We start from the raw sequence: 24,719 nt of genomic DNA, 5'->3' as shown, positions 1-24,719 counted from the left end.
CGAATTACAGGCGGGGTAAGACGCAGCCGCCATCCGGCGCTGGGGCTGCGGTGCGGCCTGTTGCCGCTTAACCCTTTACCTCAACTGTTCTGCCGCAGCCAGCTCTGTAACAGCTTACCGTCCTGGCTCATCTCAACATCCTGCCGGACGCACAGGTAATAATCCCGACCATCGTCGATGGGCATATCAAATATTTTCACCAGCTCGCCGCTCTCCAGATAGGGCGCAATGAGTGGCTCACGCATCAGGGCGCAGCCCAGGCCCGCCTGCACGCCCGCCAGCGTTAACAGGCCATCTTCAAACATCGGTCCGCTGCGTCGCGGCGGGCGCTTAACCCCCTGCTGGATAAACCACTGCTGCCAGGTCGCGCGCTCCTCATCATGCAGGAGCGGCATTTGTAGCAGCTGTTCGGGGGTATCGATATGTCCGTGCAGGCGCAAAAACGCCCGGCTACAGACCGGCACCATCTGCCCGGAGATAAGCTTCTCGCTCTGGTAGCCTGCCCACTGCCCGTTACCAAAGCGGATCGACATATCCGAGGCATCGCTCAGGTAATTGCGGTGGTTGGCGTAGACCACATTAATTTCGGTTTGCGGATTGGCCCGCATAAACCCCGGTAGCCGCGGGATAAACCACCCCATGCCAAACAGCGGGATCAGACTGATGGTCACCTGACGGGTCTGTACCTGCTCAAGCAGATGCTCGGTAGCCTGGCGCAGCACGTTAAAGGCCGCACGAATGGAGCGGTAATAGTCTCGCCCCTGTTGGCTGAGGATCAGCCTGCGTCCCTGACGCTCGGTAAGCGGCATCTGCAGGTACCCTTCCAGCACTTTGAGCTGATGGCTGACCGCTGACGGGGAGATATCCAGCTCCTGCGCCGCCTGGGTCACACTGCCCAGCCGGGCTATTGCCTCGAAGGCCCGTACCGCTCGCAGCGGTGGATCGTTCGCCAGTCGGCTCTCGGCAAAGGCTGGCACCACCAGGGATTGTTCTGTTTTATTCATATATTGATCTGTCATGGATAATCAGGTTTATCAGCCATTTATCATCATCTTTAAAATCAATCAGATAACGCAAGCTCCAAAAATCATAAGAAAGAATATATGTGTATTTCACAATTTAATTCAATTATTAGATGTTACCCGCTGAAAGAGCAATTTGTCGGGTAGGAACGTTGGACACACTCATACAACAACTAATCAACGGCGTGATGCTGGGCAGCATCTACGCGCTGATCGCGCTGGGCTATACCATGGTGTATGGCATTTTGCGCATTATTAACTTCGCCCACGGCGATATTTTAATGGTCGGCGCGCTGACCACCCTGTCGGGGCTGAATCTCCTCAACGGTTATTTTCCCGCTATGCCGCAACTGCTGCAGCTTGGCTTCGCGCTGCTGATCGCGATGGCGGTCTGCGCCCTGCTGGCGATGGCGGTGGAGCGTTTCGCCTACCGCCGCCTGCGGCATGCGCCGCGGCTGGCACCGCTCATCTCCGGGATTGGCGTGTCGGTGCTGCTGCAAACCGTGGCGATGATTATCTGGACGCGTAACCCGCTGATGTTTCCGCAGATCCTGCCGATGGACCCCATTGCCATCACCGCAGGCAGCGAGGCGCATCCCCCGGCGATTGTTACCGTGACCGGCATGGTTACCGTGGCGCTGGCTCTGATCGTCATGACCGGCCTGTGGCTGCTGGTGGAATACACCCGCCTCGGTCGCGGTATGCGCGCCGTGGCCGAAAACCCGCGCGTCGCGACTCTGATGGGCGTCAATCCGAACGCCATCATCACCCTCACCTTCGCCATTGGCGGCATCTTTGCCGCGCTGGCAGGCGTGATGATGGCCAGCAACTACGGTAACGCCAGCTTCTCGATGGGCTTCCTGCCCGGCATTAAGGCCTTTACCGCGGCGGTTCTCGGCGGCATCGGCAACATTCGCGGGGCGATGATAGGCGGGATCCTGCTCGGCATTATCGAAGCAATGGGTGCCGGTTATCTTGGCGAGCTGACTGACGGTGTGTTTGGCAGTAATTACCAGGACGTATTCGCCTTTATCGTGCTGATTCTGGTGTTGGTCTTCCGTCCGGCGGGTCTGCTGGGCGAGCGCGTGGCGCATAGGGCGTAAGAGGAAATCATGACTGCCATTGAACTCAAAACACCGGCGACCCGCCGTAAATTCTGGTCCGGCATGACGCTGTTTGTGCTTGCCCTGCTGCTTGCGCCGGTGGTGGCTACCCAACTGGGCGGCAACTACTGGGTGCGGGTGATCGACTTCGCCCTGCTCTACATCATGCTGGCGCTGGGGCTGAATATCGTGGTCGGCTACACCGGCCTGCTGGATATGGGCTTTATCGCTTTCTATGCTGTCGGCGCTTATCTGGCTGCACTGCTGGCGTCGCCGCACCTGGCGGAGGTGTTCCCGATCCTCAACGTCTGGTTCCCGGATGGGCTACATACGTCGTATCTGCTGATCATCCCGATTGCGGCGCTGGTCGCGGCGGTGTGTGGCATCCTGCTCGGCGCGCCAACGCTGAAGCTGCGCGGCGATTATCTGGCGATCGTGACCCTCGGTTTCGGGGAGATCATCCGTATTCTGATGCGTAATCTCGACCGCCCGGTGAACATCACCAACGGTGCTAAGGGCATTACCGGCGTCGATACCCTCAACCTGTTTGGGCTGAAGTTCAGCGGGGTTTACCACTGGTTCGGCGTCAAGGTGCCCGCCCTGTGGCTGTGGTACTACCTGCTGATGCTGGTGATTGTCGGGATCATTTTTGTCTGTCTGCGCCTGCAACACTCGCGCATTGGCCGGGCGTGGCACGCCATTCGCGAAGATGAAGACGTCGCCCGGGCGATGGGGATCAACGTGCGCAACTTTAAGCTGCTGGCCTTTGCCATGGGTGCCTCTTTTGGCGGCGTGGCCGGGGCGCTGTTTGGTGCCTTCCAGGGCTTTGTCTCGCCGGAATCTTTCACCTTGCAGGAGTCGATTGCCGTGCTGGCGATGGTGGTGCTGGGCGGTATGGGCAATATCCCGGGGGTGATCCTCGGCGCGGTGCTGCTCACTGCCCTGCCAGAACTGCTGCGTAGCCAGGCTGCGCCGGTACAGCAGGCGCTGTTTGGTTCGGTGCTGATAGACCCGGAGATCCTGCGTCAGCTGTTCTACGGTCTGGCGCTGGTGCTTGTCATGCTGGTTCGGCCGTCGGGCATCTGGCCGGTTCGCCACAAGGAGGTCAACGCATGAGTCTGTTAACCGTGCGCAATATGTCCAAACGCTTTGGCGGCCTGACGGCGGTGGACAACGTCTCACTCTCGATCAACAAAGGCGAAATTTACGGTCTGATTGGCCCTAACGGCGCGGGTAAAACCACCTGCTTCAACCTGATCACCGGGCTGTACCCGGCAGACAGCGGCGAATTTGCCATTGCCGATACACCGTACTTCCCGAAGCAGATCGAAAGAGTGACCGCCGCAGGCATCGCCCGCACCTTCCAGAACGTCCGTCTGTTTAACGAGATGTCGGTGCTGGAGAACGTGATGGTGGGTCGCCATGTACGTACCCGCAACGGGCTGTGGGCCGCGCTGAGCCGTCACAAGCGCGCCAGGGAAGAAGAGGCCCAGACCCGGGAACAGGCGTGGCACTGGCTGGAGTACACCGGCATTGCAAAGTTCGCCCACTACCGCGCCTGCGATCTGGCTTACGGCCATCAGCGTCGGCTGGAAATCGCCCGCGCACTGGCCACCGATCCGCTTCTGCTGGCGCTGGATGAACCTGCCGCCGGGATGAACGCAGCAGAAAAAGTGGCTCTGGGGGAGCTATTGACCCGCATCCGCGACGACGGAAAAACCCTGCTGATGATTGAACATGACGTGAAGCTGGTGATGGGGATCTGCGATCGCCTCACGGTGCTGGATTATGGCAAAACGCTGGCCAGCGGTACGCCGGACAGCGTGCGACGCGACCCGGCGGTGATCGCCGCCTGGCTTGGAGGCAATGCCCATGTCTGAATTACTGAAAGTGGAACGCCTGGACGTGCATTACGGCGGTATCCAGGCGGTGCGCGGCGTCTCCTTTAGCCTGCGCGAAGGTGAACAGGCCACGCTGATCGGGGCCAACGGTGCGGGCAAAAGCTCCACCGTACGAGCCATCACCGGGCTGGAGCGTTTTGGCGGCAACATTGAATTTAACGGCAAGCCGGTGCGTAAACAGAAAGCCGAAGCGCTGCTGCGCGACGGGCTGGTGATGGTCCCGGAAGGCCGGGGTATCTTCGCCCGTATGACGGTGCTGGAGAACCTGCAGATGGGAGCCTGGCTTCGCCGTGACACTGTCACCGTGAAGCAGGAGATGGACGAGATTTTTGCCCGGTTCCCACGTCTTGGCGAACGCCAGCATCAGCTGGCCGGGCTGCTCTCCGGCGGAGAGCAGCAGCTTTTAGCGCTGAATCGCGCCCTGCTCAGCCGCCCGCGTCTGCTGATCCTGGACGAACCCTCCATGGGCCTCGCGCCAAAGATGGTAGAAAACATTTTTGCCGTCATCGCCGGGTTGCGAGAGCGTGGTGTGGCCCTGCTGCTCATCGAACAGAACGCCCGCCTGGCGCTGGAAGTGACCGACCAGGCCTGGGTGATGGACAGTGGCAGCATCGTTCATCATGGCGAATCCAAAGCGATGCTTAACGATGACCAGATTGCACAGATTTATTTGGGCGAAATGCCCGTTTAACAACACCCACCAACATCAGGGAATAACAATGAAAACCGTAACAATGAGCGCGCTCAGCGCCGCGATCCTGCTCAGCGGATTAGCCTCTACCGCGGCCTGGGCCGCCGACAGTGAAACCGTGGTGATTGGCCTGGCAGGTCCGCTCACCGGTCCGTCTGCCCGTATCGGTAAAGATCTGGAGAACGGTGCTCAGCTGGCAATTGACGACATCAACAAGCAGCACCCGACCATCGGCGGCAAAGCGGTGACCTTTAAGCTGCAGTCCGAAGATGACCAGTCGGATCCGCGTACCGCAGTGGCCGTGGCGCAGCGCCTGGTGGACAGCGACGTGGCAGGCGTGGTCGGCCACTGGAACACCGGCACCAGCATCCCGGCGGCCCGCGTCTATCACGATGCCGGTATCGCCCAGGTGGCACCCGTTGCCACCGGCCATGCCTATACCAAACAGGGCTTCGACACCAGCTTCCGCGTGATGGGTCACGATGATGACGGCGGTCAGTTTGCCGGGCAGTACGCGGTCAATACCCTGAAAGCCAAACGCATCGCGGTCATTGACGACCGTACCGCCTTTGGTCAGGGGCTGGCGGATGAGTTTATTAAATCGCTCGAATCCCAGGGCGTGAAGATTGTCGATCGCCAGTACGTTGACGACAAAACCGTTGATTTCAGCGCCGTGTTGACCGCCATTCGCAGCAAAAATGCGGATCTGATTTTCTTCGGTGGCGTGGACAGCCAGGCGGCACCGCTGGCGCGTCGTATTAAACAGTTGGGCATGAAGGCCACCCTGATGGGCGCAGGCGGCTTTGTCAGCCAGACCTTCCTGCAACTGGCGCAGAAAGAGGGTGAAGGCGTAGTGGCGCTGGAACCGGGCCTGCCTGTGGATCAGATGCCGGGCGGCAAGACCTTCGAACAGGCGTATCAGTCCCGCTACCACACCCATATCGAACTGCACGCCCCGTTCGCCTATGACGCCACCCGTGTCCTGGTGGCCGCGATGGAAAAAGCCGACTCGGTGGATCCGGCAGAGTACCTGCCTGCCCTGCGCGCCATCAGCTATTCCGGCGTCACCGGGCAGATCGCCTTTGATAACCAGGGCAACCTGAAAGCCCCGTCATTCACCGTTTATAAAGTGGTCGATGGCAAATGGCAGCCGCAAACCGTGCTCGGCGGCGCACAAACGAAGTAACGCAGTGAGGCAATGTGATGAGTGATAATAATGAGCTGGGCATTCTCGCCCGCCGCAAAATTGAAGCAGAAATTATTAAGCCAATTTATGAAATCCTGGTGCGCGAGATCGGCAAGACCCGCGCCCAGGCGGTCATTGGCGAGGCCATTGAGCAGGCCGCCATTAATGCAGGCAAAGAGTTTGCCAGCAAAGAGCCGAACGGCGCAGACGTGAAGAGCTTTATCGCCCTGCAATATCTGTGGGAGAAAGATAACGCCCTGGACGTGCGGGTGATCGACGCCGACGACCAGCAGTACAACTACGACGTCACCCGCTGCCGCTATGCCGAGATGTATCACGAGATGGGGCTGGGGGAGATCGGCCACCTGCTGTCGTGCGCGCGCGATGAAAAATTTATCGTCGGCTATGCGCCGGACGTGGAGCTGACCCGCACCACCACCATCATGCAGGGCGGTAAATGCTGCGACTTCCGCTATCGCAGCAACAAGGACAAAGCATGATCCGCGTAAACGCAGACCGGTTATGGTCAACGCTTGCGATGATGGCGCAGATCGGCGGCACGCCCGCCGGGGGTGTCACCCGGCTGGCGTTAAGCGATGAAGATCGGATCGCCCGCAACCTGCTGCGTGACTGGGCGCTGGAGGCGGGGTTTTCCTGCAAGGTGGACAGCATGGGCAACATGTTTATCCGCCGTGCCGGAAAAAATCCCGCCCTGGCACCGGTGATGACCGGTTCGCATGTGGATTCCCAGCCACTGGGTGGCAATTACGACGGAGTTTACGGCGTACTGGCCGGGCTGGAATTGCTACGTACCCTGAACGACCATCAGATTGAAACCGAGCGCGACATCGTGCTGGTGAACTGGACCAACGAAGAAGGGGCGCGTTTTGCCCCGGCAATGCTCTCCTCCGGCGTCTGGACCGGGCAGTTCAGCGAGGCCTATGCCCACGCCCGGGCCGACCGGGATGGTATTACGGTGGGTGACGCGCTGGATACCATCGGCTATCGCGGTGAGCTCCCTGCCCGCGCTTTCCCGATCCACGCCTGCTATGAACTGCACATCGAACAAGGACCGATCCTTGAAGATGAGGCGGTGGATATCGGACTGGTGCGGGCGGCGATGGGCCAGCGCTGGTTCACGATCACGCTGGAGGGATTTGCCGCGCATGCGGGTACCACGCCGATGCACAGCCGTCGCGACGCCTTAACCGCCTTTGCGGTGCTGGCGCTGAAGGTTGAAGCCATTGGGTATCAGCATGCGCCCGACGGTCGGGCGACCATCGGCATGGCGAACGTGACCCCCAACTCGCGCAACGTCGTCCCTTCCCGCGTGGTGTGCAGCGTGGAGTTCCGTCATCCGCAGAGCGCGGCGCTGGAGGCGATGGAAGCTGCACTGCATCAGGCGACAGAGAGTCTTTCTGCCCGCGGTGTCAGCGCAAACGTCGAGCGCATCTTTGACTATGCGCCCATTGCGTTTGATGCCACTTGCCTGACGCGCACGGAAAACGCCGTGGCAGCCCTGGGCTATTCCGCAAAATCGATGGTTTCCGGTGCGGGGCACGACACCTGTTATGTCAGCAAGATAGCCCCTGCCAGCATGATCTTTATTCCGTGCGTGAAAGGCATTAGCCATAACGAAGCGGAAAAGATCCTGCCGGCGTGGTCAGAGAAAGGGGCGAATGTGTTGCTGCACAGCGTACTGAGTGCGGCACAGGAGTTGTAAAACCACGCCACCGGGCGTTTTGTACGGCCGGTTGCCCTCATTCCAACCCTCTCCCACAGGGAGAGGGTTTACACCGCGCCGTCGGGCGTTGTTTACCGCTGCGATACTTTAGCGAGGCTAAACCAGATCCCAATCGCCAGAACCATCAGCATCCCGCCCGCGCTGCCCAGCGCCACGCTGTGCGAGGTGATAAAGGCGGTTTTCGCCGCTGTAATCACCGACTCTGCCAGCGACGGGGAGAGATCCTGCGCCACCTTCACCGCCTCACCGATGGACGAGGCGGCATGATCCGCAAGGGAAGCGTCCAGCCCCTGGGGCAGCTCAATGGATGCCGAGAAACTGCGGGTCAGTAACAGTCCAAAAATCGCAACCCCCAGCCCCGCGCCCAGTTCATAGGACATGGTTTCAATCGCCCCGGCGGCTGCGGCCTTCTCTTTCGGCGCGGCGGCCATGATCGCGGCGGTAGAGGCCAGCAATGCGCTCGCCGCACTAAAGCCCAGCAGCACCATCAGGCACCAGGCCTGCCACTGTTGGGTACTGAAATCGAGCATCGACAGCCCCATAAAGCTAAGTGCGCTCAGCCCCATACCGCCAGTGGCTACAACCCGTAATCCCAGACGCCCTACCAGCACCCCGGCTATTGGCCCGCTAAAGCCGCTGGCGACCATGACCGGCAGCATAAACATCCCTGCCTCAAAGGGGGTGAACCCGTGGACAAACTGCAGCTCCTGGGCCATCAGTAGCTCAAAACCCACCAGGGCGATCATGGCCGTCATCGCCATCACCACGCCGCTGAGAATGATGCGATGGCCAAACAGGCGAATGTCGATCATCGGCGTGTGGGCACGCAGCTGAATGCGAATAAAGGCCCACAGGATTGCCGCCCCGATCAGAAGCGAGCCCGCGACTACCCAGGGAGAAAGTTCCCCTTTCAGCGCCGTTTTAGCGCTGTAGACCAACAGCAGGATCGCCACAATCAGCATCAGAGCGTGCGTGATGTTCAGCGGCTGCTCCGGTCGCCCTTGCTGGGCCGGGACAAAACGCGCCGCCAGGGAGACCACCAGCAACACAATGGGAACGTTGATCAAAAACACGGCACCCCAGTAGAAGTGGGCCAGCAGCATCCCGCCCACCAGCGGGCCAAAGGCTGCCCCGCCGGACCCGACGGCAGCCCAGACGCCAAGGGCAATGTTACGCTGACGCGCATCCGGGAAGAGCGTGCGGATCCCGGCAAGCGTCGCGGGAATGATCATCGCCGCGCCGATTGCCAGCGAGGCCCGCGCGGCAATCAACCACCCCGCCGTGGGGGCAAACGCCGCCGCTAACGAAGAGAGGCCAAACAGGGTGCTCCCCATGATCAGCAGGCGCTTAAAGCCGATGCGATCCCCGAGCGCCCCCATCGGCAACACCATGCCGGCCATCACCAGCGAATAGATATCAATGATCCACAGCAATTCATTGCCGCTGGCATCCAGAGTCATACTCAGCGTCGGGGCGGCAACGTGCAGCACCGTGGCGTCAATCGCAACCGGGATATAGACCAGCACGATAATCACTAACGCTAACCACTGACGAAACATAGATTTCCTTATTTGATTAAAGCTGGACACATGTCCAGAATGCGATCCTACGGAAAGTTGAACGCATGTCCAGCCTTTTGTTACACTCGTTGACCCCCAGTTGAGAGTGAAAAAAATGACCTATCTGAGCAAGGATGAGCGGCGGGAAGCGATCCTGCAGGCGGCGATGCGTGTGGCGCTGAACGACGGCTTTACCGGGATGACCGTGAGAAATATCGCCGCCGAAGCGAAGGTGGCGACGGGCCAGGTGCATCACCATTTTGCTTCGGCCGGTGAACTGAAAGCCCAGGCCTTTATCAGCCTGATCCGGGCGCTGCTGGATGCCGACGTCGTGGCTGAAAACGCCAGCTGGCGCGAACGCCTGTTCGCCATGCTCGGCAGCGACGACCGCAGCTTTGAACCCTACATTCGTCTGTGGCGGGAAGCCCAGCTATTAGCCGCCCGCGACCCGGAGATAAAAGGCGCTTATCTGTTAACCATGGAGATGTGGCATCAGGAAACGGTGGACATCATACGTGCGGGCGAACAGGCGAAAGCCTTTACGCTGAAAGACACGGCCGAAAACGTCGCCTGGCGGCTGATTGGTCTGGTCTGTGGGCTCGACGGGTTATACGCGCTATCCATGCCGGAGATGGACGACGCCGCATTTAATCAGCACCTGAAAACATTAATTACGCTCGAGCTGGGTTAATCATCAGCATCTCTTAACTGTTACGCTTTGTAACATATTAAGCGGATCCATTTCTCCCTTCAAAACTCATGGATTCGCTTTTTTATCTATCCTTTCAGAAGTCTCCTAAAACACTCCAGATAAATTCTCATCAAAAAAACAGGTAACCACCTGAATGTATTTCTCTTTCTGCCATTTACGGATATGCAAGAGGGCAATATGTCACAACAAGCTGAGAAGAATAATCACTATTTGTTAAGTAACTGGAAACCGGAAAACGCCGCATTTTGGGAAAAGAAAGGCAAACCCATTGCGCGGCGAAATTTAGTGATTTCGGTTGCCTGTCTGCTGCTGGCCTTCTGCGTGTGGATGTTATTTAGCGCCGTGGCAGTCAACCTGAATAAAGTGGGTTTTAATTTCAGTACCGATCAGCTGTTTATGTTAACCGCTCTGCCTTCACTCTCCGGGGCAATATTACGTGTCCCCTATTCCTTTATGGTGCCGATATTTGGCGGGCGCTACTGGACGGTATTAAGCACCGTTATTCTGATCGTGCCCTGTGTGTGGCTGGGTATTGCGGTGCAGAATACCGCCACGCCTTACGAAATCTTTATCGTCATCGCCCTGCTGTGCGGCTTCGCCGGGGCCAACTTTGCCTCCAGCATGGGCAACATCAGCTTTTTCTTTCCCAAAGCCAAACAGGGCAGCGCGCTGGGCATTAACGGCGGACTGGGCAACCTCGGCGTCAGCGTGATGCAGATGGTGGCGCCGGTAGTGATCTTCCTGCCGATGTTCACCTTCCTCGGGGTTCACGGCGTCTCCCAGGAGGATGGCTCGTCGTTATTCCTGGCTAATGCCGCCTGGATCTGGGCACCGCTGCTGCTGCTGGCAACCCTTGCCGCCTTTTTTGGCATGAACGATATTGCCAGCTCGAAAGCGACCATCGCCAGCCAGCTACCGGTGCTGAAGCGACTGCACCTGTGGCTGCTGAGTCTGCTCTATCTGGCGACATTCGGCTCCTTTATCGGCTTTTCTGCTGGCTTTGCCATGCTGTCGAAAACCCAGTTCCCGGACGTTAACATCCTGCACCTGGCTTTTTTCGGCCCGCTGATCGGGGCGCTGGCACGCTCTGCCGGTGGGGTTATCTCCGATAAGCTCGGCGGGGTGCGCGTCACGCTGGTGAACTTCATCTTTATGGCGCTGTTCACCGCCTTGCTGTTCCTCACCCTGCCCGGCTCCGGCTCTGGCAGCTTTACCGCCTTTTATCTGGTGTTTATGGGGCTGTTCCTCACCGCCGGATTGGGCAGCGGTTCCACCTTCCAGATGATTGCGGTCATCTTCCGGCAAATCACCGTCTATAGAGTGAAACTGCGCGGCGGTACGGACGAGCAGGCCCAGAAAGAGGCCGTCACCGATACGGCGGCCGCGCTGGGCTTTATCTCGGCCATCGGCGCTGTCGGCGGGTTCTTCATTCCCAAAGCCTTTGGCACCTCGCTGGCGATGACCGGCTCGCCGGTGGGGGCGATGAAGGTCTTCCTGGTGTTTTACATCGTCTGCGTGTTCATCACCTGGCTGGTGTATGGCCGTCGTCAGAAGCACGTCAAATCATAACGCGTATTTCAATTTTTTTGTGAGCAGTGTAACCACGGGGCGGGAGTCGCCCCGTCAGGAGAAACGTCATGAGTAAATTGTTGGATCGCTTTCGTTATTTCAAACTAAAAGGCGAGACCTTCGCAGATGGACACGGTCAGGTGATGCACACCAACCGCGACTGGGAGGACAGCTATCGCCAGCGATGGCAGTTCGACAAAATTGTGCGGTCCACTCACGGCGTGAACTGTACCGGTTCCTGTAGCTGGAAAATCTACGTCAAGAATGGCCTGGTCACCTGGGAAACCCAGCAGACCGACTACCCCCGCACCCGCCCCGACCTGCCGAACCATGAGCCGCGCGGCTGCCCGCGCGGGGCCAGCTACTCCTGGTATCTCTACAGCGCCAACCGCCTGAAATACCCGCTGGTACGCCGCAAGCTGATTGAGCTATGGCGCGAGGCACTGGGCCAGCACAGCGATCCGGTGCTGGCCTGGAATGCCATCATGAATGACCCACAAAAGAGCCTGAGCTACAAGCAGGCGCGCGGTCACGGTGGGTTTATTCGCTCGAACTGGAAAGAGCTGAACCAGCTTATCGCCGCCACCAACGTCTGGACCATCAAACACTACGGGCCTGACCGGGTGGCGGGCTTCTCGCCGATCCCGGCGATGTCGATGGTCTCTTACGCTGCGGGCACCCGCTATCTCTCCCTGCTGGGCGGGACCTGCCTGAGCTTCTATGACTGGTACTGCGACCTGCCCCCCGCCTCGCCGATGACCTGGGGGGAACAGACCGACGTGCCGGAATCCGCCGACTGGTACAACTCCAGCTATATCATCGCCTGGGGGTCGAACGTGCCGCAGACCCGTACCCCGGACGCCCACTTCTTTACCGAAGTGCGTTACAAAGGCACCAAAACCATCGCCATCACGCCTGACTTTTCGGAAGTGGCCAAACTCAGCGACCAGTGGCTGGCACCGAAACAGGGCACCGACAGCGCCCTGGCCATGGCAATGGGCCACGTGATCCTGAAAGAGTTCCACCTCGACAACCCGAGCGACTATTTCCTCAACTACTGCCGTCGCTACACCGATATGCCGATGCTGGTGATGCTCGATCCCCGCGACGATGGCAGCTACGTGCCGGGCCGGATGCTCCGCGCCTCCGACCTTGCCGAAGGGCTGGGCGAAGCCAATAACCCGGAATGGAAAACCGTCGCCTTTACCTCCATGGGCGATCTGGTGGTGCCGAACGGCTCTATCGGCTTCCGCTGGGGTGAGAAAGGCAAATGGAACCTTGAATCGCTGGCGGCAGGCCAGGAAACCGACCTGGCGCTCTCTCTGCTGGGCACCCACGACACGGTCGCCGGGGTGGCTTTCCCCTACTTTGGCGGCAACGAAAACCCGCACTTCCGCAGCGTGAAGCAGGAGCCGGTGCTGGTGCGCCAGTTGCCGGTAAAAACCCTGAGCCTCGTCGATGGCCGACAACTGCACGTCGCCAGCGTCTACGATCTGGTGCTGGCTAACTATGGCCTCGATCGGGGGCTGGAGGATGACCTTGCGGCAAAAGATTACGCCGAGATCAAAGCCTACACCCCGGCCTGGGGGGAGCAGATCACCGGGGTGCCGCGTCGCCATATCGAGCAGATCGCCCGGGAGTTCGCCGACACGGCGCATAAAACCCATGGCCGGTCGATGATTATTCTCGGTGCCGGGGTGAACCACTGGTATCACATGGACATGAACTACCGCGGGATGATCAACATGCTGGTCTTCTGCGGCTGCGTGGGCAAAAGCGGCGGGGGCTGGTCGCACTATGTCGGCCAGGAGAAGCTGCGTCCGCAAACCGGCTGGCTGCCGCTGGCCTTTGCCCTCGACTGGAACCGCCCGCCGCGCCAGATGAACAGCACCTCGTTCTTTTACAACCATGCCAGCCAGTGGCGCTATGAAAAACTCACGGCCCAGGAACTGCTCTCCCCGCTGGCCGATGCCTCGAAGTTTACCGGCCATCTGATCGACTTTAACGTGCGTGCCGAACGCATGGGCTGGCTGCCGTCTGCGCCTCAGCTGAACCTTAACCCGCTGCACATTAAGGCTCAGGCGGATGCCGTTGGCATGTCGCCGCAGGAGTACACCGCCCAGGCGCTACGCTCCGGCGATATCCGTATGGCCTGCGAACAGCCGGACAGCGGCAACAACCACCCGCGTAATCTGTTTGTCTGGCGCTCTAACCTGCTCGGCTCCTCCGGGAAAGGCCACGAGTACATGCTTAAATACCTGCTGGGCACCGAAAGCGGCATTCAGGGCGACGATCTCGGCACGACGGATGACGTGAAGCCGGAAGAGGTGGAGTGGCAGACCGCCGCCATCGAGGGCAAGCTGGATCTGTTGGTAACGCTGGATTTCCGCATGTCCAGCACCTGTCTGTTCTCGGATATCGTTCTGCCGACTGCCACCTGGTATGAGAAAGACGATATGAATACCTCGGATATGCATCCGTTTATTCACCCGCTCTCTGCCGCAGTGGACCCGGCCTGGGAGTCACGCAGCGACTGGGAGATCTACAAGGGCATCGCCAAAGCTTTCTCTGAGGTCTGCGTCGGCCACCTGGGTAGCGAAACCGACGTGGTATTGCAGCCCCTGCAACACGACTCCCCGGCGGAACTGTCGCAGCCGTTCGACATTGCCGACTGGCGCAAGGGCGAATGCGATCTAATCCCCGGCAAAACTGCGCCGAACATCGCCGTGGTGGAGCGAAACTACCCGGAAACCTACGAACGCTTTACCGCCCTCGGGCCGCTGCTGGACAAGCTTGGCAATGGCGGGAAAGGCATCTCGTGGAACACCCAGGATGAGGTCGATTTCCTCGGCAAGCTGAACTATGTGAAGCTCGATGGCCCGGCGAAAGGCCGTCCGCGCATCGAGACGGCAATCGACGCCTCGGAGGTGATCCTCGCCCTCGCCCCGGAAACCAACGGTCAGGTGGCGGTCAAAGCCTGGGAGGCGCTGGCCGAATTTACCGGTCGCGAGCACATCCATCTGGCGCTGAACAAGGAAGACGAGAAGATCCGCTTCCGCGATATTCAGGCCCAGCCGCGCAAAATCATCTCCAGCCCAACCTGGTCCGGCATTGAGAGCGAACATGTTTCCTACAACGCTGGCTACACCAACGTCCATGAGCTGATCCCGTGGCGCACCCTCTCCGGGCGGCAGCAGTTGTATCAGGATCACACGTGGATGCGCGCCTTTGGCGAGAGTCTGGTGGCCTATCGTCCGCCGATTGATACCCGCAGCGTGACCCACATGCGCGAGATCCCGCCGAACGGCTTCCCGGAGAAGGCGCTCAACTTCCTGACCCCGCACCAGAAATGGGGGATTCACTCCACCTACAGCGAAAACCTGCTGATGCAGACCCTGTCGCGCGGCGGGCCGATTGTCTGGATCAGCGAAACCGATGCCCGCGAGCTGGGCATCGAAGACAACGACTGGATCGAGTGCTTTAACGCCAACGGCGCCCTCACCGCCCGCGCAGTGGTCAGCCAGCGCGTGCCGCCAGGCATGACCATGATGTACCACGCCCAGGAGCGCATCCTGAACATTCCAGGTTCAGAGGTGACCGGACGGCGCGGCGGGATTCATAACTCGGTGACGCGCGTGTGTCCGAAGCCGACGCACATGATTGGCGGCTACGCCCAGCTGGCGTACGGCTTTAACTACTACGGCACCGTCGGGTCGAACCGCGATGAATTCATCATGATCCGTAAGATGAAAAACATTAACTGGCTGGATGGCGAAGGTCGGGATCAGGTACAGGAGGCGAAAAAATGAAAATACGCTCACAGGTTGGCATGGTCCTCAATCTTGATAAATGCATCGGCTGTCACACCTGCTCGGTGACCTGCAAAAACGTCTGGACCGGGCGCGAAGGCATGGAGTACGCCTGGTTTAACAACGTCGAAACCAAGCCCGGCATCGGCTATCCGAAAAACTGGGAGGATCAGGAAGCCTGGCAAGGCGGCTGGATCCGCAGTATTACCGGCAAGCTGACCCCGCGTCTCGGCGGCAAGCTGGGGGTGCTGTCGAAAATCTTCGCCAACCCGCAGATGCCGCAGATTGACGACTATTACGAACCCTTCACCTTCGACTACCAGGATCTGCACCGCGCCCCGGAGGGTAACCACCTGCCTACCGCCCGCCCGCGCTCGCTGATTGACGGCAAGCGCATGGACAAGATCACATGGGGGCCAAACTGGGAAGAGCTGCTCGGCGGCGAGTTTGAAAAGCGCGCCCGGGACCGTAACTTCGACCGGATGCAGAAGGAGATGTACGGCCAGTTTGAAAACACCTTCATGATGTATCTCCCGCGCTTGTGCGAACACTGCCTGAACCCGAGCTGCGCGGCGACCTGCCCGAGCGGGGCGATCTACAAGCGCGAAGAGGACGGCATCGTGCTGATCGACCAGGACAAATGCCGCGGCTGGCGTCTGTGCATCAGCGGCTGCCCGTACAAAAAAATCTACTTCAACTGGAAGAGCGGCAAGTCGGAAAAATGCATCTTCTGCTATCCACGTATTGAATCCGGCCAGCCTACCGTCTGCTCTGAAACCTGTGTCGGACGCATCCGCTACCTGGGCGTGCTGCTCTATGACGCAGACCGTATCGAGGAGGCGGCCAGCACCGAACACGAAACCGATCTCTATGAGCGTCAGTGCGATGTGTTCCTGGATCCGCACGACCCGGCCATCATCGAAGAGGCGGTTAAGCAAGGGATCCCGCAGAACGTGATTGACGCGGCGCAGCGCTCACCGGTCTACAAGCTGGCGATGGACTGGAAGCTGGCCCTGCCTCTTCACCCGGAGTACCGCACCCTGCCGATGGTCTGGTATGTGCCGCCGCTGTCGCCGATCCAGTCTTACGCCGACGCCGGTGGCCTGCCGCAGACCGACAGCATCCTCCCGGCGGTCGAAAGCCTGCGCATTCCGGTGCAGTATCTGGCGAATATGCTCAGCGCGGGGGATACCGGCCCGGTGCTGCGCGCCCTGAAACGCATGATGGCGATGCGCCACTACAAACGTTCCCAGACCGTGGAAGGCGTGACCGACACCCGCGCCATTGAGGAAGTGGGCCTGAGCGTCGAACAGGTCGAGGAGATGTACCGTTATCTCGCTATCGCCAACTACGAAGACCGCTTTGTGATCCCCACCAGCCACCGGGAAATGGCGCGCGACGCCTTCCCGGAGAAAAACGGCTGCGGCTTTACGTTCGGTGACGGCTGCCACGGCTCCGACACCAAATTCAACCTGTTCAACAGCAGCCGCATCGATGCCATCAATATCACCGAGGTGCGTGAACACGGGGAGGGAGACTAATGCAGATCCTCAAAATTATTGCCCTGCTGATTGAGTACCCGGACGAGGCGCTGTGGGAGAGCCGCGACGAAGCGCTCGCCCTGGTGACGCAGGATGCGCCCATGCTGCTGCCGTTTGCGCAGCAGTACCTTAGCGCCCCGCTGCTCGACCAACAGGCTTCCTGGTGCGAAGTGTTCGAGCGCGGACGCGCCACCTCGCTGCTACTGTTCGAACATGTCCATGCCGAATCACGGGATCGCGGCCAGGCGATGGTTGACCTGATGAACCAGTACGAGCAGGCCGGGCTGCAACTCGACTGCCGCGAACTGCCGGACTATCTGCCGCTCTATCTGGAGTATTTAAGCATCTTGCCCGACGCGCAGGCCCGGGAGGGGTTGCAGAACGTCGCGCCCATTCTGGCGCTGATTGGCGGGCGGCTGAAACAGCGACAGGTGGCCCACTATCAGCTGTTCGACGCCCTGCTGAGGTTTGCAGGCAGCAAGCTCTCAAGTGACAGTGTCACGCAGCAGGTGGTGGGCGAAAAACGGGATGACACACGCCAGGCGCTGGATGCGGTCTGGGAAGAGGAGCAAGTGAAGTTTATTGAAGATAACGCGACGGCCTGCGACAGCTCGCCCATGCAGCAATATCAACGACGCTTTAGCCAGGACGTCGCGCCGCAGTACGTGGACGTCAGTGCCGGAGGCCCAAAATGACACACCATCTGAACGTCTTTTTCTTCGACATTTACCCCTACATCTGCGCCGCGGTGTTTTTCCTCGGCAGCTGGCTGCGGTACGACTACGGCCAGTACACCTGGCGCGCATCCTCCAGCCAGTTGCTGAGCAAGCGCGGCATGAACTGGGGTTCCAATCTGTTCCACATCGGTATTCTGGGGATTTTCTTCGGGCATCTGTTCGGCATGTTAACCCCGCACTGGATGTACGCCTGGTTCCTGCCTATGGCGGTCAAACAGCAGCTGGCGATGATTGCCGGGGGGATCTGCGGCGTGCTGACCCTGATTGGCGGCTCGATGCTGTTGTATCGTCGCCTGTTCAACCAGCGGGTGCGCGCCACCTCCACCACGCCGGATATCATCATCATGAGTATTCTGCTGACCCAGTGCGTGCTCGGCCTGACCACCATCCCGTTTTCGGCGCAATACCCGGACGGCAGTGAAATGCTGAAGCTGGTCGGCTGGGCGCAGGGGATCTTTACCTTCCGCGGCGGCTCGTCTGAGATGCTGACCGGCGTGGCCTTTATCTTCCGTCTCCATCTGGTGCTGGGGATGACTATTTTCCTGATCTTCCCCTTCACCCGCCTGGTCCACGTCTGGAGCGCGCCGTTTGAGTACATCACCCGGCGCTATCAGCTGGTGAGATCCAGAAGGTAGGCCCGAGCCATGCCGGGTAATGGCTACGCCTTACCCGGCTTACGAAACCGCCCCACCCAGCCGGGCAGGCGCATGCGTCGCCCGGCGTTTTCACCCCGCCACTGTATCGACAATGTTGACACATAAAATCCCCACGCTTTATGATGACGATACTTTTTATCGACATCTGGAGTCTTTTTATGCCGCAAGTCACCGTCAAAAAATGGGGTAACAGCCCTTCTGTCAGGCTGCCTGTCGCAGTTATGCGCGAGGCTGAATTGCACGTTGACGATGTGGTGAACGTTAACGTAGACGAAGAAGGACGCATTATTTTGACACCCGTCAGGAAGGACGAACCGACGCTGGAATCGCTGCTCGCTGCGATCACCGACGACAATCTGCATCACGAAGTCACCTTTGGAGAACCGCAAGGTAAGGAGCTGTTGTGATGGACTACATCCCGGAAGCGGGCGATATCGTCTGGCTGGATTTTGATCCGCAGTCAGGTCATGAACAGGCAGGCCATCGCCCTGCGCTGGTTATTTCACCCGCCACTTACAATGGACGCACCGGTCTGATGCTCTGCTGTCCAGTCACGTCGCAAATCAAAAACTACCCCTTCGAAGTTGTCATTAGCGGAGCACGCCGCAATGTCGCCCTCGCCGATCAGATCAAAAGTCTGGACTGGCGCGCGCGTCACGCAGTGAAAAAGGGAACGGCAACTGCCGAAGAACTGGATGCCGTGAGAATGCGGGCGAAGGTTTTGATCGGCTAACAGAGAGGGGCTTACGCCCCTTCCCGTTTTATTTTCCCGCCTGCGGATGGGTTTCAAACCCGGCCATCACCGCCGTCAGTTCTGCCAGTGAAAAACCGTGTTTCGGATCGTCCACTCCAAGCCCAAACCGCTCCTGCATCAGCTGATACAACGCATCTGCATCAGGCAGGTTTCGCTGCTCAATCACCTGCCCGTTCTGCCAGTGGGTAAAGTGCAGGTTGGTGAGGGTCAGCTTGCCGCCGTCCGGCAGATGCCGACACATCAACAAATGATGACGAAAATGGGACTGCGGCCAGTGCGCTGACCAGAAGTTGCCCATCACGTAATCGTTTTGATACTGGGCGGCGAGATCGAAGTGATACATCGACTGCCAGTGTTCGTGATGGCGGAACTGGAGCACCCAGTCGAGACCATCGTTAATCAGCCGGTAGAGCCCGTGCGGTGTCGCCTGCTCCTTCTCGGCGATCAACTGAATCGGTGCGGTCAACGTCTGTCCGCCAAAGCCGACATCGGCAATCCAGCGTTCGCCATTTAGCTCAACCAGCAGCAGACGATGGGTGCGCGGCGGCATTTGGGGTGGGTTCGCCATCACTACCCGACCCAGCAGGCTGCGGACGTTAAACCCTACCTCACGCAGCACCCGCTCAAAAAGACCGTTTTGCTCAAAGCAATAACCGCCGCGGCGGCCGGTGACCAGCTTATCCACCAGGGATTGATCGTCGAGCTGGATCTCCCGCGGCAGCACCACGTCAATATTTTCAAACGGGATGGTGCTGTTGTGTTGCAGGTGCAGCGCCCGCAGGGTCTCTATATCCACAGAAACCGGCTGCTGCCAGCCGGTGCGGGCGAAATACTCGGTTAAAAACGGGGTCATGGTTGGCTCCTTTAACAATTCGTCCTTATCTCTACGCAAAACCATTCATGTTGCATCAAGACGGCAAGTCTGAGAACACCCGCGCGCTTACTTGAGTAAGCGACCGGGGTGTGCAGACGCAGCCAACGCAGAGGCAGCGTGAAGGATGAAGTGTTTATAACCTATTTTTCGCCTGCGACTGTTTCAAAAGTGCTTTTTAACCGCGCGTGGTGCGTTGCATGATCCCCAGCGCCGTCAGCATCAATACCAGCCCGGTAAGCAGCGTCAGGGTAGCCATTGCCATGCCCTGCCCGACGGATCCCTGCTCAAACTGCCGCCAGATAAACACCGACACGGTTTGCGTGCCCGCAGGGGCCAGCAGCAGCGAGGTGACCAACTCGCGCGAGGCAATGGCAAACACCATCAGCATGGCCGCCAGCATGGCCGGAGAGACCAGCGGCAGGACGATAAAACGCAACGCCTGCAGCGCCGACGCGCCATGTACCCGGGCGGCAGGCTCCAGATTCCCCCCTAGCTGGCGCAGCGCACTGCCGACATAGCGTACCGGCCACGGCAGTAGCAGGCAGCAATACGACAGCAGCAGGATCGCCCAGCTGTTGTAAGGAGAGACCGGCCAGAAGGGCTGGTTCCACAGCAGGATCAACCCTACCCCCACCACGACGCCGGGCAACGCAGCGGGCATCAGCGACAGGGCATCCACCAGCCCGTGGCCCTTAATCTTCTGCACCACCACCAGCCATGCAGCAAGCAGGCCGAGCAAGCCGGTGATGCAGGCCGCCCCCAGCGCCAGCGACAGGCTGGTGCCCAGCGCCGACAGCGCATCCCCCTGCTGACTGAACAGCGCCGCATAATGGGAAGCGGTCAGATTGGCGAGAGACACCCCGCCCGACAAGGTGCCCAGCACTCCGGATAAGGCCATCGAGGCACCCGGCAGGATCACCGCGACAAACCCGGTCAACCCCAGCAGCGCCACTATCGGCAGGGTAAAGCTCCCCGCATCCGCGCCCATGTTCTCTGTCGGTTTGCCGGTAATACTGGTCACATCCTGATTACCGGTCAGTTTTTTCTGTAGCCACCAGGCACTGAGTGCAAGGGTCACCAGCACCACGGAGAGCATCGACGCACCGGAGAGATCGATCGGCCATTCCGCCAGCTTTTTCTCGATATCGGTAGTCAGCATCAACACCCCGGCGCGGGTGCCAAGTGCGGCGGGCACGCCATACTCCTCAATCGCCAGAGTGAAGGTCAGCAGCATCCCGGCCGCCAGCGACGGCGAAAGCATCGGCAGCGTGATATGCCAGAACGCCCGTCCGGGACTGGCCCCGTGAACCCGGGCCACCAGCGCCAGACGTTGTCCGCTGGCCAGCAGGCTGCGCGATACCGCGAAATAGACCACCGGGAAGATATTCAGCGCCATCACCAGCACAATCCCGGTCTGGCTGAACAACACATCATTGAGGTTGAAGCCGGTGAGCTGTTGTAGATAGCCGTTGGTTTGCAGCACCAGCATCCACGACAGCGCGGCAATATAGGGCGGGGTTAAAAACGGGATCAGAAACAGCAGATCCCACAGCCGGGGCAGCGGCAGATTCAACAGCCCGCGCGCCACGCCAAGTGGAAAGCCAATCAAGGCACTCACCAGGGCCACACCAACCCCAACCTGTAGCGTGCCGCCCAGCATGGTGGGCAAGTGCGGCTCGGCCAGCAGCGTTGCGACGCCGCTCAAGGCCCCCGAGAACACCCCGGCGCTGAACTGCGGAAACACCGCCTGTAGCAAGATAAACGCCAGCGGAAACGCCACCAGGATCACCAGTAGCGCCAGCGTCATCACCGACAAGAATTTAGGATTCACAAAGCAGTCCTGAAGACGGGGTTGCCCCCGTCACGTGATTATAAGGTGAAGAGCTTATTGAAACGCTTGAGGATATCGCTGCGTTCGCTGGTGCCGTCGCTGTTGGTCGGCAGGATTTTCAGGTCGTTGAGCAGCGGACGTTTAGCCTGTACGTCGCCGCGGGCTGGCATCAGCCAGGCATCGGCCACCATCGCCTGGCCTTCTGGCGACAGGACGTAATCGACGAAGGCTTTCGCATCATCCGCATGCTGGGTAGATTTGAGGATCATCATCGGACGCGGGGCCATCACCGTGCCGCTGGCCGGGAAAATCACCTTCAGGGATTCACCCTGACTGATGTTGCCATAGGAGACATAATCCACCGCGCCGAACACCGCCGCTTTCGCCCCCTGCATGACCGGCGTCACCGCCTGGGCATTCGGGCCGCTCACCACCATGCCGTTCTTCTTGAGATCCTCAAACAGGGTCCAGGCCTTATCGCCCATGCCATTTTGCAGACCGATCAGCAGATCGAGCGAAGCACCGGACAGCGCCGGGTCCGGGGTGGTGACTTTGTCTTTAAATGCGTCAGTGGTCAGATCGCGCCACTCTTTCGGCTCCGGGGTGCCGCTTTTGGTGTTCCAGACGATGCCTAACGCTGAGACGCCCTGCGCCACAAAGTCGTCTGATTTCAGGTCTGCGGGCACGTTCGCCGCATTGGCGCTCTGGTACGGCAGCAGCCAGCCGCGGTTGTGCAGATCTTCCGCGGTATCCCAGGAGGCGGAAATCAAAATATCGGCCTGCGGATTAGCCTGTTCCGCTTCGAGGCGGGCCATCACTTTGCCGGTGGTCGCCTGGAAGATATCCACCTTGACGCCGGTTTTCTTTTCAAAGCCGCTGGCAAGGCTTTTGGCGAGCGACCCCGGGCCTGCGGTGTAGACGGTCAGCGCGTGTGCGCTGGACATCATAACGGACGATAACGCCATGGCTAACAGCACTCCTTTTTTTACGGACATTGCAGCTTTCATGCGAACTCCCCTGAGGATGTAATCAAACGATCGGCAGCGACGCTGCCAGCAGACAAATGCACGATGCGATCGGCCAGGATTTCAGCCTCCCGGCGGTCGTGGGTAACATAGACGGCGGTGGTACCGAGCTGGCGCAGCAGCGTGGCCATCTCGTGACACAAGGTTCCACGCAGTTCGCTGTCGAGGTTGGAGAGCGGCTCGTCAAACAGCAGTACCCGCGGTTCGGCGACAATCGCCCGGGCCAGCGCCACGCGCTGTTGCTGCCCGCCGGACAATCCCGCGGGTTTGCGGTCAGCGAACTCGCTTAAGCCCACGCGCACCAGTGCCTGCGCGACCCGGCGGTCGCACTCCTGGCGCGGGATATGGCGCATCTTCAGCGGGAACATCACATTCTGTGCCACGGTCATGTGCGGCCAGAGGGCGTAATCCTGGAACACCATGCCGATGTCCCGGGCTTCCGGCGGCAGCGCCCAGCCGGTTTTCGCCACCAGGCGATCGCCGAAATGGATCGCCCCCTCCGCAGGCTGGGTTAACCCTGCCAGCAGACGCAGAAGCGTACTTTTGCCGCAGCCCGACGGCCCCAGCAGCGCAACCACGCTACCCGGCTCGATATGCAGATCGATTTGATTCAAAACGGTATTCGCGCCAAAAGCGTACGAGACGCCTTTGAGCGTTATGGAAGTGAGCATATTGTTATCCTCTTTGGGATTTGATGCTCGCCACTGTAGGCAGCTTATGTGACGAATACATGACGTAAATGTTGCGTATTGATTTCCGATGGCTTTCAGACGTTTAATGCTCTGACCCGTTCTGTGAGGAATTTCTATGAGCCACTTCCGCCCCGTTGAGTTAATGCACGCCAGCCGTCTGTTGAATCACGGCCCCACGGTGTTGATCACCAGCCGCGACGACAACCTTGACCGGCGCAATGTGATGGCCGCAGCCTGGTCAATGCCGGTGGAGTTCGAGCCGCCGCGCATCGCCATCGTGGTGGATAAAAGCACCTGGTCGCGGGAGCTGATTGAGCGCAGCGGCATGTTCGGGATCGTTATTCCCGGCGTGGCGGCTGCCAACTGGACCTGGGCGGTCGGCAGCGTCAGCGGCCGGGATGAGGATAAATTCAACTGCTACGGTATTCCGGTCATCAGTGGCCCGGTGCTGGGTCTGCCGGTGGTGGAAGAGAAGTGTCTGGCGTGGATGGAGTGCCGTCTGCTGCCTGCGACCCCGGCGGCGGAAAAGTATGACACCCTCTTTGGTGAAGTGGTCTCTGCCGCGGCGGATGAACGGGCGTTTGTCGCCGGGCGCTGGCAGTTTGACGACGATAAGCTTAATACCCTGCACCACCTGGGGGCGGGCACCTTTGTGACCAGCGGCAGACAGGTAAAAGCGCCGGGTCAGTAGGTTTTATAGAGGATCCGCATCCGGTCCAGCAGGTTGGTAAAATCCTGCACCGCGATAAAGACTACGGCCCCTTTGCCCGGGATCACGTTGGTAATGATCCCCACCGTCTCCCCGGTCAGGCTGTCCACTACCGGTCCGCCGGACATGCCGGATACCGCCCCCGCCCCGGTGATGACACCGTAGTAGCAGCCGTCACGCTTTACGAAACCGTCAATCTTGCCCATGCTGGATTTTGGCAGGCTGTTGATAGCGCTGTAGCCGAACAGGGTCACGTTGCGTCCGGCTCTGGCATAGGCCAATTGATGCACGATCTTGCCCCGGTTGTTATCGCCAATCACCGCCACATCACAGAGGGGATGTTGCGCCTTAATGGGCTTCAGCAACGGCACCGCAACGTGGGCGGCGGTAAGCGACAGGGTACTGGAGACCGGAAAGGTGGTGCCCTGCATCCCCGCCGCAAGCCAGTTCAACGGCGCAGGCAGGCCAATAAACACTAAATCTGCCTGCCTGGTGGCGGTAAAGTCGGTGCGGCTGGTGCCGGACATCACCACGCACCCAAGCAGTGTCAGGGAGGCCATGAGCGCGGCGAGAGCAAGATGCGGACGCTTCATGGTTCACTCCA

The 24,719-nt window shown here is 59.6% G+C and carries 23 protein-coding genes; 16 read left to right on the top strand and 7 right to left on the bottom strand.

Going from position 1 to position 24,719, the window contains the following annotated elements:
• Positions 1-80: 80 nt before the first annotated feature.
• A complete protein-coding gene (locus ACF8PE_RS21570) occupies positions 81-1,004 on the bottom strand; it encodes a LysR substrate-binding domain-containing protein (RefSeq protein ID WP_032618199.1) in 924 nt (307 codons plus the stop codon).
• 170 nt (positions 1,005-1,174) lie between these two features.
• On the opposite strand from ACF8PE_RS21570, the gene ACF8PE_RS21565 reads away from it, so the two are divergent.
• Genes ACF8PE_RS21565 through ACF8PE_RS21535 form a run of 7 tightly spaced genes read left to right on the top strand, consistent with a single transcriptional unit; the run spans position 1,175 to position 7,626 of the window.
• Positions 1,175-2,125 (top strand): branched-chain amino acid ABC transporter permease, encoded by a 951-nt coding sequence (locus tag ACF8PE_RS21565; protein WP_163603424.1) that lies wholly within the window; start codon positions 1,175-1,177, stop codon positions 2,123-2,125.
• Between the two features lie 9 nt (positions 2,126-2,134).
• Positions 2,135-3,241: a branched-chain amino acid ABC transporter permease gene (locus tag ACF8PE_RS21560; RefSeq protein WP_077227677.1), complete on the top strand. Its 1,107-nt coding sequence runs from the start codon at positions 2,135-2,137 to the stop codon at positions 3,239-3,241.
• Positions 3,238-4,005, top strand: coding sequence for an ABC transporter ATP-binding protein (locus ACF8PE_RS21555; protein ID WP_077227676.1), 768 nt, complete (start codon positions 3,238-3,240; stop codon positions 4,003-4,005). Before ACF8PE_RS21560 ends, ACF8PE_RS21555 begins: the two co-directional genes overlap by 4 nt.
• Positions 3,998-4,717 carry an ABC transporter ATP-binding protein gene (locus ACF8PE_RS21550; RefSeq protein WP_032618195.1) on the top strand — a complete coding sequence of 240 codons (720 nt, stop codon included), beginning with the start codon at positions 3,998-4,000 and terminating at the stop codon, positions 4,715-4,717. The genes ACF8PE_RS21555 and ACF8PE_RS21550 overlap by 8 nt, the downstream gene beginning before the upstream one ends.
• Positions 4,718-4,745: 28 nt before the next feature.
• A complete protein-coding gene (locus tag ACF8PE_RS21545) occupies positions 4,746-5,903 on the top strand; it encodes a branched-chain amino acid ABC transporter substrate-binding protein (RefSeq protein ID WP_077227675.1) in 1,158 nt (385 codons plus the stop codon).
• A gap of 17 nt (positions 5,904-5,920) precedes the next feature.
• Complete coding sequence (locus ACF8PE_RS21540; protein ID WP_059307903.1) at positions 5,921-6,403, top strand: L-2-amino-thiazoline-4-carboxylic acid hydrolase; 483 nt, start codon at positions 5,921-5,923, stop codon at positions 6,401-6,403.
• Positions 6,400-7,626: a Zn-dependent hydrolase gene (locus ACF8PE_RS21535; RefSeq protein ID WP_234548571.1), complete on the top strand. Its 1,227-nt coding sequence runs from the start codon at positions 6,400-6,402 to the stop codon at positions 7,624-7,626. Before ACF8PE_RS21540 ends, ACF8PE_RS21535 begins: the two co-directional genes overlap by 4 nt.
• A 92-nt stretch (positions 7,627-7,718) precedes the next feature.
• Here the strand turns inward: ACF8PE_RS21535 and ACF8PE_RS21530 are convergent, their stop codons facing one another.
• Entirely contained in the window at positions 7,719-9,206 is a 1,488-nt protein-coding gene (locus ACF8PE_RS21530) for an MFS transporter (RefSeq protein ID WP_392495261.1), read from the bottom strand.
• A 115-nt stretch (positions 9,207-9,321) separates the two neighbouring features.
• On the opposite strand from ACF8PE_RS21530, the gene ACF8PE_RS21525 reads away from it, so the two are divergent.
• The 8 genes from ACF8PE_RS21525 to mazF all read left to right on the top strand — a co-directional run bounded on the left by ACF8PE_RS21525 (position 9,322) and on the right by mazF (position 18,963).
• Entirely contained in the window at positions 9,322-9,897 is a 576-nt protein-coding gene (locus tag ACF8PE_RS21525; RefSeq protein WP_103792341.1) for a TetR family transcriptional regulator, read from the top strand.
• 198 nt (positions 9,898-10,095) lie between these two features.
• Positions 10,096-11,487 carry a nitrate/nitrite transporter NarU gene (narU, locus tag ACF8PE_RS21520; RefSeq protein ID WP_392495260.1) on the top strand — a complete coding sequence of 464 codons (1,392 nt, stop codon included), beginning with the start codon at positions 10,096-10,098 and terminating at the stop codon, positions 11,485-11,487.
• Positions 11,488-11,555: 68 nt separating this feature from the next.
• Positions 11,556-15,296 carry a nitrate reductase subunit alpha gene (locus ACF8PE_RS21515; protein WP_392495259.1) on the top strand — a complete coding sequence of 1,247 codons (3,741 nt, stop codon included), beginning with the start codon at positions 11,556-11,558 and terminating at the stop codon, positions 15,294-15,296.
• A complete protein-coding gene (gene narH, locus ACF8PE_RS21510) occupies positions 15,293-16,837 on the top strand; it encodes a nitrate reductase subunit beta (protein WP_059307898.1) in 1,545 nt (514 codons plus the stop codon). Before ACF8PE_RS21515 ends, narH begins: the two co-directional genes overlap by 4 nt.
• A complete protein-coding gene (gene narW / locus ACF8PE_RS21505; RefSeq protein ID WP_130588830.1) occupies positions 16,837-17,532 on the top strand; it encodes a nitrate reductase molybdenum cofactor assembly chaperone in 696 nt (231 codons plus the stop codon). The genes narH and narW overlap by 1 nt, the downstream gene beginning before the upstream one ends.
• A complete protein-coding gene (narI, locus tag ACF8PE_RS21500) occupies positions 17,529-18,209 on the top strand; it encodes a respiratory nitrate reductase subunit gamma (RefSeq protein WP_059307896.1) in 681 nt (226 codons plus the stop codon). Before narW ends, narI begins: the two co-directional genes overlap by 4 nt.
• A gap of 143 nt (positions 18,210-18,352) precedes the next feature.
• Entirely contained in the window at positions 18,353-18,637 is a 285-nt protein-coding gene (locus ACF8PE_RS21495; RefSeq protein WP_392495258.1) for an AbrB/MazE/SpoVT family DNA-binding domain-containing protein, read from the top strand.
• Positions 18,637-18,963 (top strand): endoribonuclease MazF, encoded by a 327-nt coding sequence (gene mazF / locus ACF8PE_RS21490; protein ID WP_059307894.1) that lies wholly within the window; start codon positions 18,637-18,639, stop codon positions 18,961-18,963. The genes ACF8PE_RS21495 and mazF overlap by 1 nt, the downstream gene beginning before the upstream one ends.
• Positions 18,964-18,991: 28 nt before the next feature.
• On the opposite strand, the gene nhoA is transcribed toward mazF, so the two are convergent.
• From nhoA to ACF8PE_RS21470, 4 genes are all read right to left on the bottom strand, one after another.
• Entirely contained in the window at positions 18,992-19,837 is an 846-nt protein-coding gene (nhoA, locus tag ACF8PE_RS21485; RefSeq protein ID WP_059307893.1) for an N-hydroxyarylamine O-acetyltransferase, read from the bottom strand.
• Positions 19,838-20,033: 196 nt separating this feature from the next.
• Positions 20,034-21,665, bottom strand: a complete 1,632-nt coding sequence (locus ACF8PE_RS21480) for an ABC transporter permease (RefSeq protein ID WP_392495266.1) — start codon at positions 21,663-21,665, stop codon at positions 20,034-20,036.
• Between the two features lie 62 nt (positions 21,666-21,727).
• Positions 21,728-22,696 (bottom strand): ABC transporter substrate-binding protein, encoded by a 969-nt coding sequence (locus ACF8PE_RS21475; protein ID WP_230431502.1) that lies wholly within the window; start codon positions 22,694-22,696, stop codon positions 21,728-21,730.
• Positions 22,693-23,385 (bottom strand): ABC transporter ATP-binding protein, encoded by a 693-nt coding sequence (locus tag ACF8PE_RS21470; RefSeq protein WP_392495257.1) that lies wholly within the window; start codon positions 23,383-23,385, stop codon positions 22,693-22,695. Before ACF8PE_RS21470 ends, ACF8PE_RS21475 begins: the two co-directional genes overlap by 4 nt.
• A 136-nt stretch (positions 23,386-23,521) precedes the next feature.
• Between ACF8PE_RS21470 and ACF8PE_RS21465 the strand changes: the two genes are divergently transcribed.
• The gene (locus ACF8PE_RS21465; protein WP_392495256.1) at positions 23,522-24,097 is read left to right on the top strand and encodes a flavin reductase family protein; all 576 of its coding nucleotides are present in this window, start codon (positions 23,522-23,524) and stop codon (positions 24,095-24,097) included.
• Here ACF8PE_RS21465 and ACF8PE_RS21460 read toward each other — a convergent pair.
• The gene (locus tag ACF8PE_RS21460) at positions 24,091-24,708 is read right to left on the bottom strand and encodes a hypothetical protein (protein WP_392495255.1); all 618 of its coding nucleotides are present in this window, start codon (positions 24,706-24,708) and stop codon (positions 24,091-24,093) included. The genes ACF8PE_RS21465 and ACF8PE_RS21460 overlap by 7 nt on opposite strands.
• Positions 24,709-24,719: the final 11 nt, after the last annotated feature.

Source organism: Leclercia sp. GLN_9 (assembly GCF_043105735.1).
In the GTDB taxonomy this organism is placed as follows: domain Bacteria; phylum Pseudomonadota; class Gammaproteobacteria; order Enterobacterales; family Enterobacteriaceae; genus Enterobacter; species Enterobacter adecarboxylatus.
The sequence above is the reverse complement of the archived record's forward strand: the minus strand, read 5'-3'. Positions and strand labels throughout refer to the sequence as shown.